Origin of the sequence: Nostoc sp., from assembly GCF_036917315.1 — a bacterium.
Classification (GTDB): Bacteria; Cyanobacteriota; Cyanobacteriia; order Cyanobacteriales; family Nostocaceae; genus Nostoc.
In genome coordinates, this window is the sequence record NZ_JBALDR010000071.1 from 77,712 (window position 1) to 93,350 (window position 15,639).

The window sequence follows — 15,639 nt, forward strand, 5'->3', positions numbered from 1 at the left end:
GACAATAAATGTTGCCTCTGTTGGCTAGCTAAGTAAAGGAATTATACTTAGTAAATAGCCTATTCCTTGTGTTAAGTTCGTGGTCTGATTTGCTGAGATACTAAAAATCTCTGGTATGTGTAAGGAAAAGTTTCAATTGCATATTGCAGATTATAAGTTGGGCTTTCAGGCAATGCAATCAGATTGTATGGAGCGCCAAAAAGACAAGTTGACATCGTAATTTGTAATATTAGTCTATGCCCAGATTGAACTGGCTTACCTTTATGAAAACCACTAGTATCTGCGACAATAATCGTACCTTTTGAACCAGTTATTTCTACTATTTGGTCTTGATTATAGTATTTTTCTATTTCCTCATCTAAAAAGCGTCCATCTCTCTGTAAAGCGTTAGGCTTATTTTGGTGAGAACCTTGTACATAACAATGTGGCCCACTATTAATGTCTACATCTGTTAAGTAGATAAAAAATTTCAAAAATTTAATTTGATCTGCATCCCAATGATATAGTTGAGCATCTGGCGATGAAGCTTGACCATTTAAGAAATTTGTACTCCACCACATACCGATATGGGCATTTGTAACACTGGAACCACAGTAAGATTGAGTAACTTCTAGAATGCAGCGATCGGATATGATGTTTTGAATAATAAAGTTTTCAATTAATTGCTTTTCTTCAATATGGTATGTAGTTGCCTTTGGTTGTTCTATATGATCTTGATAGATTGCATATTCTGGTTGGGAACCATCATGTATATTGATATTACATAGTGTGGAAGATGCAAAATCTAGTAAGCGATCGCAAATATCGCTTGAAACTTTCTCTTCAAAAACATAGTAACCTTGAGCTTGAATTTCCTTAGCAATACTTTCAGCCTTAGATTTGTTACAAGGTATTAAGAACTCTTTTACTGTATTTAAATCATAAGGTAAATAAAACAAGCTATATAAGGATGCCCAAAAATTGTTAAATGCTCCATCTGTTAAAAAATATAGTAACCGCATAGCCTGAAAAGATTCAGGAGGAGTTTGGGAATTTTTTATAAAATGCTCATAGCCTCTATTGAAAATATCTAAGATGTTTAAAAACTGCTCTTGCTTCACGAAGATTGGTATTTCTTCATTAATAGCCCAGTCTCTAAGAATTTCTGCAAATTCTTCTTCAAAATAAGTATTTTTGCTTGCTTTTTTTTCTGCATCGAGCAAGTCAGATTGCTCAATATTGTCTAGTTTTAAGGAAAGATGCAGTAAATTTAAACAATATTGTTCATAACCTGTATTTTGCTCTCCTTCATCATTCAATAATTCTATTCGATCCGGTTCATTGGTTAGTTGAGAGTTGTTCTGAATTGCTATGTCATTTGATTGCTTTGTTGACTGGCATTTTTTTTTGGAAATGGAGAATATAACTGCTAACTCAGTTTGTTTATCATCGCCAACAACAGATTTAATATCGTGACTGTAATAAATTGTATCTACATACTCACCAAAATAACCTAATATCTCATCAACTGAATTACTACGTGAGCCACCTGGCGCATAACCATATATCTCTTTAATTTGCTCATCACTAAGAGGGTTATATTCAACTCCAATAGCAACTAGGCATCCGTTTTTTGCTAATCTAATTACTTCACTAGCTACTTGCTTGGGATCGTTGCTATAGTTAAGTACCCATCCTAAAATTAGAGCATCCCATGAATTGTCTTCATAAGGCATAGAATGCATATCGCCTATATCTACCCAGGGAGAATAGGAGATTAAATCTAAGCCCCGAATATTTTTTATTTCAAAACCATGTCCAATTAGGCAAAGTAAATCATCTTCTGAACGAGGTCCGATCACTAATATTTTTGAATTTGAGTTTAATATTTGTAATACAGCAAGTGGATTTATCAACATTAAAATTCTTGGCAAGATTACAAAATTTTGTAGTCCTTTTAGGTTATGGGGAATAGTTAAATTTCCAATATATTTATCTTCCCCTTCATATATTGCCATTGATTTTTTGATTGCCACATAATAAATATACCTCGCTATTACAACCAACGACCTAATTGACGAAACCATGAGTAGTTCGTTAAAAAACTGCCTACCAAATAATTGATTGAATTGTTTAAAAATATAGATAAATAATTTTCTATAATATTCAAAGAAGTTTTCATTTTGCAAGAAGAAATTTATACCTTTATAAACTAATTTAAATGAATACATAAATACTCCACTATTGTTTACAAAATAATATCCCATGTTACTGGCTGACCAGCATTAACATCGTATTTAACTGAGTTTCCTAGTAGTAGCTCGTAATATTTAGGTGATAGACCAAGCCCTGGACGTATGGCTCTCAAATTTTCTGATGTGAATATATCTCCTGCTTTCATATCTTGGGCAACATAAAGCGATCGCCTAAAGTTTAATGATGCTTTTTCAGCTTCTGTCGCACCGTAATTTATATTACCCATTGCTTGCCAAGCTTTCTCAGTTTCCAGAACCAGTTGCTGCATTTCTTCTGGTTCCATTGAAAAAGCGGAATCAACGCCACCATCAGCCCGACGGAGGGTAAAGTGTTTCTCAATAAATGTCGCCCCTAAAGCAACACTCGCAACAGCAACACCAATCCCCATCGAGTGATCTGATAACCCCACCTGTACATTGAACAAATCACGCAGATGAGGAATAGTTAACAAGTTACTATCCTTTGGTGTTGCTGGATAAGTACTTGTGCATTTGAGTAGTATCAAATCCTGACAACCCGATTCGCGCGCCGTCCGCACTGTTTCGTCTAACTCCGAAACTGTCGCCATACCAGTAGAGATAATCATCGGTTTACCAGTACTGGCAACTTTACGGATTAGAGGTAAATCAGTATTTTCAAAAGAGGCAATTTTGTAGCAAGGTACGTCTAAGAATTCTAGAAAATCTACAGCAGTAGCATCAAAAGGAGTACTAAAACAGATGATTCCTCGTTCCTTGCAACGGTCAAAAATCGGTTTATGCCATTCCCAAGGAGTATAAGCCTGTTGGTAAAGCTGATACAACGATTTACCATGCCAAAGACTATTGGGCGTATCAATATAAAAATCACCCTCATGGATATCCAAGGTCATAGTATCTGCTGTATAGGTCTGGAGTTTGAGGGCGTGTGCCCCAACCTTGGCTACTGCGTCAACTATTTCTAGAGCTACTTCTAATGATTGGTTATGATTGCCAGACATTTCAGCAACCACAAACGGTAGATGGTTAGCACCTATTTTTTTACCTGCAATGTTAATTTCTATCATTTAATTTTTTCACAGAAGTTTTATTTTTTTCTGACTAAATGAACTGCCTCATGTTTTCCTAATTTAGTTTTTTCCATATTTTTAAAATCTGCTTTGTAAAAAGCTTTAATTGATACTTGATTATGAGATTTTATATAGGCATGAATTATATTAACGTTAGAATCAGAAAATATGTTTTTACATCCTAAATTAATCAGGTTACAGCCATAACCTTGATAACGAAACTTTCTATCGATACTTATAGAAATAATGGCTTCATATCCTTCTATGTCATAGCGAATTTGACCAATAGGCACATTATTTCTATTAACACCAATGTAGAAAATACAATTCGGAGAGTGCAGTCGTGATTGGAACCATTGAAAATGCTCTTCCCAAGGTATAGTTTCTATGGAAAAGGAAACAGCCCTTACGTCTGGGTCATTTGACCATTCCCATAACAACCGACCATCTTCTGGGCAAGCACAGCGTAATTTTAACAACTTGGCTTCTAGATGTCTCAATACGCGCTTACTTCCTTCGCCATCTACTAACTCTTGACCGCGTCTAGTCATTTCTACTCGTGTATGTGCAGTTATTAGTAAATCAGCAACCGCCGACCCTATTTCAGCAGCAGACACATCCTCATGCCAACCAAGATAGATAGATACCCTCATCTCATCTAATTTTTGCGCGCTGGCTCTTTGATTTTCAGCCAGAGTCACTATTAGGCTAGGCAAGCCCATAAAAGCTAGTTCCCAACAGGTACTACCACCTGCTGTTATTGCCACATCAGCCCAAGCCATCAACTTAGGCATATTTGTCACATTCTTTTCTAGACGAATAGGAAATAGCGAATTCTGTGATGCTAATAGTAATTGCTCATAGTAAGGATTGCTTCCTCCTACTACAACGACTGCTTCCATTGCATCTATATCCAGCATATTTAAAGCTTGAATGATTTTTAGAGTAACATTATCAGGATCGGCACCTCCCATTGTGATCAGTAATTTGCTGGCTACAAGTGGGTGAGAGCGTTGCCATCCTTGCCACTGCAAAAACTCCCGTCGCAACAATACATAATCAGTTCCCAGTAATATCTGAGTGTAAAGCTCGCGCTTTGAGTACAAGTCTTTATCGGCAGAGATGTTCTGATTCAAAACTAGATCTGCATAGTAGTGATCTGCGTGTCCATAATCATCAATAAATAAAAGATTTAGTCCAGAATTTTTAATAATTTGTTGGTATTCAGAGCCAAAGTAGTAGCCATCAACTACAACCCACATAGCATCAAGCTGCTGTGCAAGACGAGAGGTTTCTCTTGCATCCTCAGAGCTATGCAAATGCATTGGTAGATGAAATATTTTCAGATTTTCTGATTTTAACCGTGCCTCTAAAGCCGCAGCATCAGTAGCCATAACAAAAATAGCTTCTCCTACTATTCCTTGCCATACATGAGCCAAAGCAAGACAGCGCATTAAGTGACCTGTCCCAATTTGACTAGAAGCATCTGTACGAATGATTACTTTCACTGGAGTGTTTTATCCTCTCCTCTTTTAGAGTCGGTCTCAGTAACTGAAATTCCTTGACTACTCAAAATCAAGCTAGAAATTTAATTTTGAAATTAATTAAGTCATTTCTGAGTTATTGCCGTACATTTATACCGCGCTCTTTGAGAAAACGCTTGGCCTGTAAAGGAGTTTGCTCAGTAAAGTGAAATATACTAGCTGCCGCGATCGCAGATGCTCCTCCTTCAATTAATACCGAAGCCATATGTTCGTAATTCCCGGCCCCCCCAGATGCAATTACAGGAATCGAAACTGCTAGGGTTACTCTTCTGACTAGTTCGATATCGTAACCTTTCATCGTGCCATCAGCGTCAATAGATGTCAGTAATATTTCACCTGCACCTAGTTCCTCCACTTGCTGAGCAAATGTCACAGGGTCTTTTCCTGTAGCCTGTGTTCCACCATGAGTAAATACTTCGTAGTTTCCAGTGTGGAGTTTTTTGGCATCAATTGAAACTACTACACATTGGGAGCCAAATTGCTGGGCGGCTGATTGAATTAGTTCTGGTGTAAATACAGCAGCAGTGTTGATAGCTACTTTATCAGCACCAACCTGCAACAATCGCTTTACATCTGCAACTGTTTGTACGCCACCGCCTACAGTTAAAGGCATATGGCACTCATCGGCAAGCTCATCGACGGTTTCAAAGTCAGGGGCACGCCCCTCACTACTAGCACTAATATCCAGAAAAATTAACTCATCGACTTCGCGCATATTATAAACTTTAACGGCTTGCATGGCGCTACCAACCCGCCGCCAACTGTTAAATTGGATACCTTTAACTAAGCCGAAGTTTTTAAATAACAAAGTTGGCATGACACGGACTTTCAACATAGCGCCTGCTAAAGAGAGAGAAAATTTTTCATAACTTGTAATCCTAGCCGTTGGCTTTTTTCTGGATGAAACTGGACACCCAAAATGTTATTTCTACCGACTACCGAGACGAAACCTCCACAATAAGGTGTATGAGCAATTTCGTCCTGGGGATGATGGCATGAGAAGTGGTAGCTGTGAACAAAGTAGAAATCTTTGCCAGAGGGAATGTTTTGAAATACAAATGAAGGTTGATTGAAGATAACTTCATTCCACCCCACATGAGGGATACGGATATCAGAGCTATCAGGTAAAAGTCGCTTTATTTCTCCTTCAATCCAACCCAGCCCTTCTGTTTCTCCTCCTTCCCATCCCTTAGTAGCTAGCAGTTGCATACCCAAACAAATCCCCAAAAAAGGGACACCTTTTCCCAAGACTTGTTCTCGTAGCACTACCTCTAAACCGTGGCTACGGATATTTTTCATCCCAGCTTGAAAAGCACCCACTCCAGGTAGGATGATGTAATTTGCGACTTCAAAATCAGCAGTTTCGGAAGTAATAACTGGTTCGCCGCCACAGTGTTGAACTGCACGCGCGACAGAATCCACATTTCCCATACCATAGTCAACAATCGCGACTTTTTTCATTGGTATCCTATAAGACTGTGGTGTGATTGACGGTTAATTGCCAGTCTAATTCTGAAGTAGGAATGATATTGTCATAGTTAATTTTGCTGAGATTTCCCTGTTTGTCTTTTACCAAGTTGCCTCTGCTATCACAGAGAAATAGCTTTTTGTTGGTGAAGCGATCGCAGATATGGATAAACTCTTCCACGGTCATATCGATATCTTTAAGAATCTCCTCTAAAGGACATCCTAAGTAAATCCAAGGGAATTTACCATCGTGCATCTTCACTAGTTTGATAGCTTCTTCTCTTCCCAATCGTCCACGCCGGATGTGCAAACAAGCAAGGTCTGTAGCTCTCCCGAAACCGTACTTGAGGAATTTAAAGTAGTCGTGTATTCCCGTCTGATAGTTGTCTAAGTTTTCGTAGTTTACTAAAGAACCTTCAATACTCTTGTGGTAAGTTTCAAAGCCGTGAGCTTGCGCATAAAGGGCGTTCTGATAGCCATCCCAAGGCAGATAGTAACCCAAGAAAAGCCCTGTTACCCCAACCCTTTGTAAGTCTTCATCAGAGGGATAGGTGTATTGAATGAGATGTTGCGGTTCAATCCCTTCTTGCCCAATTAAATCAGTGACTCTCAACCCTAACAGTCCGCCAAACTCCTCTAACCATCGTCGGGTCAAGGAATTGTTGTTTCCAGCAGCAGCAGGACCACCATACTCATTCTGTGGGTTTTCTCCCCAAATAATTAATGGTATGTTGAGTTGTACGGCTAACCTAACAGGTATAGTAAATATAGTTACATGCTCTGGCCAAGAAATATCCCCAATTTCAGTTAACGCTAGACGATTGATATTACTACGCACTAAGGGATTGGTGGTCACTTCTATGTAGTCTAAACCAAGGTTTTTGAGATTTTCAATATTACGTCGTCCAATATCAGACAGTTTATCGGTCGTAGCTGTCACGCACAAAGGATTCATTCCCATTTCTAATATTTTGAGTACTTGAAAGTGGCTATCTTTACCACCACTAACCGGAATAATACAGTCATAATTACTGCTGTTCTTAGAACGGTAACGCTTTAAGATGTCAAGCAGTTCCTTTTTCCGTGCTGGCCAGTCAACTTCTTGCCGCTTTTCAAGATTGCGACAGGCACTACAAACTCCTTGCTCGTCAATATATAAATCCGGTTTAGTTTCTGGCATAACACAATGAGTGCAGTACTGAATGTATTTAGTCATAGTAAATGCTCCTTAAGGCATAAAGTGTTAAGTAACTTTTTCTAGCAAAAACCAAGTTGTTTCTGCTTCACATGAATATTGAGTTTAACCAATTCTGGTTTTGCTCTTAAAAGAGCTATTACTTCATCAGTTGTAAAAATTTCTTCATTCTGATATATATCTGTATAGATTGCTTCTATTAATTTCCAATCGTCTTCGGTATCCAAAGTCCACCGATAATTAGTTAGATCTTCATCGTTTGTATGGTTATGTAAAGCAAATATTTCGGGATGCTCGTAGATATAAGGTGTAACGTGTTCTCTTTCATATGGATTGTGTGCTTCTTTAAATGCTTTCTCTAAAACATTAAAGGTGAAAATCTCTGCATCTAATCCACGGGGATAGCTGCGATTCAAGCAATTGCTGAGGTAGTCTATTTGTAAGCCTTCAAGTGTTTCATTTTTGAAATCTTCCAACATTTGTGAGAGTACTTCAGGGTCAAATATTGGACAGTCAGAAGTCACTCTTACAACTACATCAGCATTAGATTCTTTAGCCGCCAAATAATAACGTTCTAAAACATCTTCTTCACTTCCTCGAAACCACTTTGAACCACATTTTTCTGCTTCTGCCACAATCACATCATCTGTTTTTGATCTAGTTGTTGCCACAACCACTTCATCAATTAACAGACAAGCTTGAACTCGAAATACTACATGTGCCAAAACAGTTTTTCCACAAAGTTCTTTCATCACCTTTCCAGGTAGACGGGTAGACCCCATACGAGCTTGAATGATTGCAACAGTTTTCATAGCAAAATCCTTTGCAGTGTCGTTACTACCCTGTCTTGGTCTTCTTGGGTAAAGCTGTAGTACAAAGGAAGCGAAATAGCTTCCTTGTAATACTTCTCAACTTGGGGAAAGTCACCCCATCTAAAGCCTAATTGCTGATAATAAGGTTGGGTATGAACTGGAATGTAGTGTAAATTAATCCCTATCTTTTCTGGACTAAGTTCTTCAAATACCTGCCGATGAGTTTTATTAATCTTATCTAGCTTGAGTCGAATTACATAAAGATGCCAGCTAGACTCGGAATCTGGATGTTGCCACGGCAGTATTAATGGTAAATCTTGCAGTAGTTGATTATAGCGGTTGGCTAAAAACCAGCGACGTTCTACAAACTCATCCAACCGTTGCATCTGACTAGTACCCAATGCTGCTTGGATATCTGTCATTCGATAGTTGAAGCCTAATTCTAGTTGCTGATAATACCAAAGACCATGAGATTCTCCTTGCATTAAATCTGGATTACGAGTTATGCCATGACTTCTTAATCTAATCAACCTCTGATATAAATCCTCCTGATTTGTTAAGACCATACCACCTTCACCAGTTGTAATAATTTTTACCGGATGAAAGCTAAAAACCGCCATATCGGAAAATTTGCAGCAACCAATAGGTTGTGTCTGATAGCTTCCGCCAATTGCATGAGAAGCATCTTCGATAATTTTGAAACCATAACGCTGTGATAAAGCAGCAATTTGTTCCATTTCACAAGATTGCCCTGCAAAATGCACGGGTATTAATACTGTAGGCAAACAACCCTGTTTTTCTGCCCAAGTCAACTTACGTTCTAATTCATCTATGCTCAAATTGTAAGTATTTGGGTCAATATCAACAAAGTCAACTTTTGCACCGCAGTAAAGTCCACAATTAGCTGAAGCAACAAAGGTATTTGGTGATGTCCAAAGAATATCTCCTTGCTCCAAACCAGCAGCAAGACAAGCAATATGTAATGCAGCTGTAGCACTAGAAACCGCTACGGCATATTTCGCTCCACAGTAGTTGGCAACAGCTTGCTCAAATCTCTCTATAGCTGGACCTTGAGTAATCCAGTCTGAGCGTAAAACTTCAACTACAGCATCAATATCTTCTTGATTAATATCTTGCCTTCCATAAGGAATGTAGCCACTCATTGCTTTAACATATCTAGTAGTTGGAAACCTTTTAGCCATTCTGTATTGATCTCAGAACTATACTCAAAACCTTCTGGAACAGGGATTCCTTTTTCACTTAAAGCGTTGCAAGCGTAATCCACAGAATGAGCATATTCAATAGTTGGTTTAATCACATAATGGTCAGCAAATTCCAAAGCTAAATGTGAAACTTCAGAAGAAAACATGGCTTCATGTAATTTTTCTCCAGGTCTAATACCAATAACTTTAATTGTAACTCCCGGTGCAAGTGTTTCCGCTAAATCGGTAATTTTCATGGAAGGGATTTTCGGAACAAATATTTCTCCGCCATGCATTCTTTCAAAACTATTAATTACTAAATCTACACACTGTTGGAGCGTAATCCAAAAACGGGTCATACGTTCATCTGTAATAGGAATCTCCGTAGCTTTTTCTTGAATCAATTTTTGAAAAAAAGGTACTACTGAGCCTCTTGAACCGACAACATTGCCGTAGCGAACTACAGCAAACCGGGTTTTCATTGTCCCGACAATGTTATTAGCTGCAACAAAAAGTTTATCCGCAGCTAGCTTGGTTGCGCCATAGAGATTAATTGGATTAACTGCCTTATCGGTTGATAGAGCAATCACTTTTTCTACTTCTTGTTCAATGGCAACATCAATAACATTATTTGCACCGTAAATATTAGTTTTAATACATTCCATTGGGTTGTATTCAGCAGCAGGAATATGCTTGAGTGCCGCAGCATGAATAACATAATCTACACCTCTCATTGCCATATGCAAACGATCGCGATCGCGTACATCTCCAATAAAATAGCGCATCGCAGGTGCATTAAACTCCTGCGCCATCTCATACTGCTTCAGTTCATCACGTGAATAAACTATGACTTTCTGAGGCTGATATCGGCTGAGAACCGTTTTCACAAATTGTTTGCCGAAGGAGCCTGTACCACCAGTGATTAAAATCGATTTGCCATTAAACATCTTGTATTTATTTGAAATCTCAAAATTATTATTTTCCAAAAATATTTAAGTGAAATTGCTACTTAGATTTTGGCTGTTTATCTATGCTGCGATCGCTATTTCCCTCTTGCTTCTTAATCTTCTCTAATACAACTTTGTAATCTTGCCGCTCAGGGTGTAACTTCACCAGCTTCTCCAAAGGTTCCATCGCACCTTTTGTATCCTTCAATTGCAACCGCAGCACAGACAGTTTCTCTAAAGCAAGTTGGTTTTCTGGTTCCCGTTGTAAAACCAACTCGTAGCCCTGCGCCTGTTGCTGTAATCCTGACTCAGGAGAAGCAGACGCAGTTGCTGGCTTAGGTTGAGTAGCCTGTTGGATTGCCGGAATAACTGCAAATACCGTAGAACCAAAAAACGAGAACATCGACACGATCGTGACAATCTTTTGTCGCCGCTGAATCTGCTTTTTGCGGGTAATTAGGTATTCTTCGTCTGAACCAGCCATGCCTCACATACTTGCTGCGGTAAACACTTAAGTATCAGCAAGCCTCCGTTCTGAGGATACCCATCTGCTCAACAGAAACTAACATCCTCGCTAAAAATTTTTTACACAAACTTCAAATGCTGACTCTGAAGACGAGAGAACCTTATGGTAAGCCTATGCTGTACTGCCAATTTTGCCATGCGTAGTTTACCGCTGTTGGCATCGCTCCTATACCTCAAACCAAAACCCTACCCTGTGCCCTAACAAGTCTTATTCTCTGAGCAAAACATAAAAATTATATAAAGATTTGCAATTATTTCGCCTAAAGCCAGATGTTTGCGATAGTGTAAATAACATTTAAATCGACAATTGAGTAGACATTTCTACTCAATTGCAAATTTTTCTGTCAGTCAAAAACTTTCAAACTAGCTCGTATCCTATAGCTTCTTCAACCAACAAGCATATTTTCCCTAATTTAAACAAACAGAATTTTCCCAGTAATGCTCAATCACACTACTTAGTGGAACTTCCCTGAGGACTAATTATTCTGCTCGGCGTCCACAATAGATATCTTACGAAAGGTAGTGTTGCACTGTTGCGAAAAAAAGGTACAGGTAAAGAGGAAAAATAAAAGGAGCAAAGGTTAAAGAAAAAAGGGGAAAGATAAACATCCTTTACTCCTTCTCCCAAAACTTTTGTCTGGCTTCTGCAAAAAGTTTAAGGACTGCTTGGTAAATTGGGATTTTCTGGTGGTAATTACCGTACAAAACCGAATTTACCAGTAACTTAGTAGAGTTTCTTATGGTATAGTTAGAAAGTTAAGACTAGCTTTACCAAATTACACCACTCTACGGGCCGGCAACAATTGCAGAATGGAAAGCAGTTTTAATTAAGCATTTACCCACAAAATCAGAATTCAATCGAGGTTATGACTCAGCAAGTGATTCACCCAATGGTGAAATTGCAGCGCAACGTGCAATCACTCATAGAATCGAATATTATCAAGCCAAGCGATAGCATCTGGAAAATCGCTCTGCTCTATGGTAATGAATGGCAGCACTGGAAACAAGAACTGCTTGACTTTGGCTTTAGTATGCAAGACCCAGTTAGTGAATTACTAGCTGTAGAAACTTGGGATGAGGAGTAGGGAATAGGGAATAGGGGATGGAAATTTTTAATATTCACCACTCCCTAGACGCGATTAATCGCGTCTCTACACACTCCCGACTCTCTAAACTTTGCAAGCAGCTAAAGCCGCAGCCAATTCCTTTGCATTTTGATAGCGATCGCGTGGCAATGGTTCTGTAACGCGATCGATCGCATCTCTTAATTGGGAACTAATGGTGGGAACTTTTGCCACATCAAACCTGAAGTTTCGCCCTCGTTGGCGGTAATACTTGAACGGGTTTTCGCCTGTGAGCAGAAAAATCAGCGTTGGCCCAATTGCATACAAATCAGATTGAGTCAAAGGTTGTCCTCGTTCTTGTTCAGGGGCGCAGTAACCTTCTGCACCAATTCGAGTACCAGGCGCTGTGCCAATTTCTTTAACTGCGCCAAAATCTAGCACCACGATGCGATTTTCTGAACTTCGCACCATTAAATTGGCGGGTTTGATATCGCGGTGAATCAGTGGAGGCTCTTGGCTATGAAGATAGTCTAAAATATCGCAGGTTTGGATCATCCAAGCGATCGCTTGGTTTGGTGTCACTGGGCCGGTGGTATAGACGCGTTTCTCCAAATCTTGTCCGTGAATTAGTTCCATTGCCAAGTATTTTTTTCCGCCTTCTACAAAGAAGTCATAATACTTGGGAATTCCAGGATGGTTAAGGGATTTGAGAGTGTGCGCCTCTCGCTCAAATAACTCTTGAGCTTTGACAATTTTCAACATATCAGCATTCATTTGCTTCAACACCAGCAGTTGTGGCATACCCGCAATCAGACCAGCCTCGTCCCAAGCCAGATAGGTAGTACCCATACCTCCTTGTCCGAGAGTTCGCAACACCTGATAATGGCGAATTCTCTGTTGGACTGAGAGAGGTTGACCGCAGTGGATGCAAAACAGATTGTTTGGAGAGTTGCCTTCGTGCGTGCAAGTGGAGGATGAATTTGCCAGATTTCTTGCTGAGTAAAGTGTCTCAGCGGCGTTTTCTGCTGTCCCTTGTATTTGTTGCTGCGATCGCAAACCAGTTTCCAGTACTGTTACCTCCTGAATTTGGAATTGCAGTATTGGGCCTCCCTGTGCCAATTGCAAAAGGGAATTATCTGGTAACGGACTCTGAATTACAAGGATACCGTTGAGAAAAGTCCCATTTGTACCCTGACTAATCAGCTGCCAAGCATCGCCATTGCTAGCGTTACCGACTTTTCTCAGTTCTAGATGATGCCGCGAAACTAAACTATCAGTTAAAACAACGTGATTATCTGCCGCTCGACCAATCCGAATTATGGAGGAGTTCTCAAAGCTCCACTGCTGGAGGGGCGTTTTCTGTTGCGGTTCTAACAGGGTCAGACTAACCACAATACAACCTACAAGGTAAATGGATTAGGGAATAGGGAATGGGGCATTGGGCATTGGGCATTGGGTATAAGAGGCAGAGGTAGCAAAGGGGAAAAATTTACTGCAACTTCTCCTCTGCTCCCCTGCTCCCCTGCTCCTTTGCTTCTTCCCCATGCCCCATTCCCTATGCCCATTTATGATTAACTTTCTAGATTTGGGCGTACTTTTGCCCGAATAAGTATACCAGTAATATTGTCGTGACCGTTGTATTGATTTGCCAAATCAATTAAATCTGTCACACCCCGTTCTAAGTTAGCACCAGAACTAAGTAAGGGTTCTAAGTGAGTCTGCCAATGGGTTTCTAGTAAATCATTATCTGATAGACCGTCCGATGCCAACAGCAGAAGAGTATCTTCGTTGATGTCGAAAAAGCCTACGTCGGGATTAATCGAGTTTTCATCACGAGGCCCCAAGGCTTGGGTAAGTTGGTAGGCATCTGGACGGGCGTAAGCTATACTTGCTTCCACTCCTCGGTTAATCTCTCGTTGCCCAACTTCGTGATCTACTGTGACTTGTTCTAGTCCCTGCTTACGCGTCAGGCGATAGAGACGGCTATCTCCCACATGAGCAACTGCTGCTTGAGTATCTTGAATTAAAAGCATTACTAAAGTTGTACCCATACGACCAACTCCAGAACGGGCATCTTGTTGATTGAGCTTGTAAATCGCCTCATTAGCTAAATACACTGCCTCACGAATGCTATCTTCTGTTGGCAGCTGGTTGGCAATCCAGTGTTCTTGAAAGTATTGCCGTAGGGTATTGACTGCTAAATCGCTAGCTATCTCGCCGCCAGCGTGTCCACCCATACCATCACAAAGAATATACAAACCATGCCCTTCTAAAACTCGACTTTTAGGGAACTCCAGTTTCTGAATTTTGGTTTCGATGCCAAAGCAGTCCTCGTTATGATGACGTTGACGCCCCACATCTGTGCGTCCTGCATCTTCTAAGCTGCTTAACTGCATCGCCAGCACAACAGTTGGCATATCATCAGTTTTACTAATGATATCTTCTAACTCATCTGATTGCGGGATAGTGGACACAGCTGTATTATTCTCCTTTATTGGGGGTAAAGTTGCGGTTCCTAGTGCTTCCAGTTCAATAGAAATTTCCTCCAAACGCGATCGCAATTGGGCGATCGTGTGAATCTTACCTACCTCTAAATCCCCCAACATTTGGACTACAGAGCCAAATTGAGTTCGTTGCGACTGTCTAAATAGTGCTTGCCAAACTCTTCCCAAAGCTTGGATAGTTAATGGCTCCTCTGGAATAGCAGATGTTTGGCTTTGGCTATCTTCTGGCGACTCCGTGGGGGGCTGAGAATTCGATGATTCCACATACAACCTTTGTAGTGCCAATGTTTGGTCTTCATCCAATCGCAAATTCGACAAATCTAAAAGGCTTTGACGACAATTTACTGGTTCCAATACTGCCCAAAGTTGGGCCATTTCATAACACCAGTGTAAAATTTTTAACGAACTGGTTGTTTCTTCTTGCCAGAGGTCGAGTAAATGCTGCCAATCCGAGCGGTTTTCGATTATTAATACCTGTATATCACCTTGCTGCCATGCGTCGTGAATCGACGGTATCCCCCGCTCACCTTGGGATTGTAAAGCAATATAAAGTTTAGCAAGGCGAGGAATCTCACTCGCTTCCACTGATGGCGTTAGCAAATCTGATTCCTGACTTTCTAGGATTGCCTCAATTGGTGATATTTGATACGGCTGGCAGTCTAGAACTCTCACACCCACATCAGTAATAATGGCAGTTTCCGTCTGAGCAGGTAGCACATCTAATAATTGATAGCGCTCTTGGGAGTCTAAATAGGAGCCTAATGTAATTTGAGAGCTAGGCGATAAAGGAGATGAGGAGGGTATTACTTCCTCACCTCCCACATCTCCGACATCCCCTTCTACTCTCAAAGCTTCCCCAGTTGTTTCTTTAGCAATAATTGCCCAAAACACTGTTCCACATTCTGCGTCACAGTTATGACAACGTAGTGCATTCACAGGTACATCATCTGTACCGCATTCAGGACAAACCTTGTGAGTCAGGGACGTGCCACAGTTTTGACAGAATTTGTTGCTATTGGGGTTTTCAAATTTACACTGAGGGCAAATCAGCATAGTGGAAGTTCCTTTATTCCCATTCGTTCCAAGGTGCTTCTAG

The 15,639-nt window shown here is 40.2% G+C and carries 13 protein-coding genes; 1 reads left to right on the top strand and 12 read right to left on the bottom strand.

Annotated features, from left to right (window positions below):
* Positions 1-71: 71 nt before the first annotated feature.
* The 10 genes from V7K84_RS33065 to V7K84_RS33110 form a co-directional block, all read right to left on the bottom strand.
* Positions 72-2,210 carry a phytanoyl-CoA dioxygenase family protein gene (locus V7K84_RS33065; protein ID WP_334844558.1) on the bottom strand — a complete coding sequence of 713 codons (2,139 nt, stop codon included), beginning with the start codon at positions 2,208-2,210 and terminating at the stop codon, positions 72-74.
* A 17-nt stretch (positions 2,211-2,227) separates the two neighbouring features.
* Positions 2,228-3,280 (bottom strand): pseudaminic acid synthase, encoded by a 1,053-nt coding sequence (pseI, locus tag V7K84_RS33070; protein WP_334844559.1) that lies wholly within the window; start codon positions 3,278-3,280, stop codon positions 2,228-2,230.
* A gap of 20 nt (positions 3,281-3,300) precedes the next feature.
* The gene (gene pseG, locus V7K84_RS33075; protein WP_334844560.1) at positions 3,301-4,791 is read right to left on the bottom strand and encodes a UDP-2,4-diacetamido-2,4,6-trideoxy-beta-L-altropyranose hydrolase; all 1,491 of its coding nucleotides are present in this window, start codon (positions 4,789-4,791) and stop codon (positions 3,301-3,303) included.
* A 112-nt stretch (positions 4,792-4,903) separates the two neighbouring features.
* Positions 4,904-5,662 carry a glycosyl amidation-associated protein WbuZ gene (gene wbuZ / locus V7K84_RS33080; protein WP_334844562.1) on the bottom strand — a complete coding sequence of 253 codons (759 nt, stop codon included), beginning with the start codon at positions 5,660-5,662 and terminating at the stop codon, positions 4,904-4,906.
* Between the two features lie 8 nt (positions 5,663-5,670).
* Complete coding sequence (hisH, locus tag V7K84_RS33085; protein ID WP_334844565.1) at positions 5,671-6,288, bottom strand: imidazole glycerol phosphate synthase subunit HisH; 618 nt, start codon at positions 6,286-6,288, stop codon at positions 5,671-5,673.
* Positions 6,289-6,295: 7 nt separating this feature from the next.
* Positions 6,296-7,510: an N-acetyl sugar amidotransferase gene (locus V7K84_RS33090; RefSeq protein ID WP_334844567.1), complete on the bottom strand. Its 1,215-nt coding sequence runs from the start codon at positions 7,508-7,510 to the stop codon at positions 6,296-6,298.
* Between the two features lie 41 nt (positions 7,511-7,551).
* Complete coding sequence (locus tag V7K84_RS33095) at positions 7,552-8,301, bottom strand: glycosyltransferase family protein (protein ID WP_334844568.1); 750 nt, start codon at positions 8,299-8,301, stop codon at positions 7,552-7,554.
* Positions 8,298-9,503, bottom strand: coding sequence for a UDP-4-amino-4,6-dideoxy-N-acetyl-beta-L-altrosamine transaminase (pseC, locus tag V7K84_RS33100; RefSeq protein ID WP_334844569.1), 1,206 nt, complete (start codon positions 9,501-9,503; stop codon positions 8,298-8,300). Before pseC ends, V7K84_RS33095 begins: the two co-directional genes overlap by 4 nt.
* Positions 9,461-10,489, bottom strand: a complete 1,029-nt coding sequence (pseB, locus tag V7K84_RS33105; protein WP_334844572.1) for a UDP-N-acetylglucosamine 4,6-dehydratase (inverting) — start codon at positions 10,487-10,489, stop codon at positions 9,461-9,463. The genes pseC and pseB overlap by 43 nt, the downstream gene beginning before the upstream one ends.
* Positions 10,490-10,508: 19 nt before the next feature.
* Complete coding sequence (locus V7K84_RS33110; protein ID WP_334844573.1) at positions 10,509-10,934, bottom strand: tetratricopeptide repeat protein; 426 nt, start codon at positions 10,932-10,934, stop codon at positions 10,509-10,511.
* A 907-nt stretch (positions 10,935-11,841) separates the two neighbouring features.
* On the opposite strand from V7K84_RS33110, the gene V7K84_RS33115 reads away from it, so the two are divergent.
* Complete coding sequence (locus tag V7K84_RS33115; protein WP_012407469.1) at positions 11,842-12,060, top strand: DUF4327 family protein; 219 nt, start codon at positions 11,842-11,844, stop codon at positions 12,058-12,060.
* A gap of 84 nt (positions 12,061-12,144) precedes the next feature.
* Here the strand turns inward: V7K84_RS33115 and V7K84_RS33120 are convergent, their stop codons facing one another.
* Positions 12,145-13,431 carry a protein kinase domain-containing protein gene (locus V7K84_RS33120; protein ID WP_334844575.1) on the bottom strand — a complete coding sequence of 429 codons (1,287 nt, stop codon included), beginning with the start codon at positions 13,429-13,431 and terminating at the stop codon, positions 12,145-12,147.
* 179 nt (positions 13,432-13,610) lie between these two features.
* The gene (locus tag V7K84_RS33125; protein WP_334844578.1) at positions 13,611-15,596 is read right to left on the bottom strand and encodes a serine/threonine phosphatase; all 1,986 of its coding nucleotides are present in this window, start codon (positions 15,594-15,596) and stop codon (positions 13,611-13,613) included.
* Between the last annotated feature and the right edge of the window lie 43 nt (positions 15,597-15,639).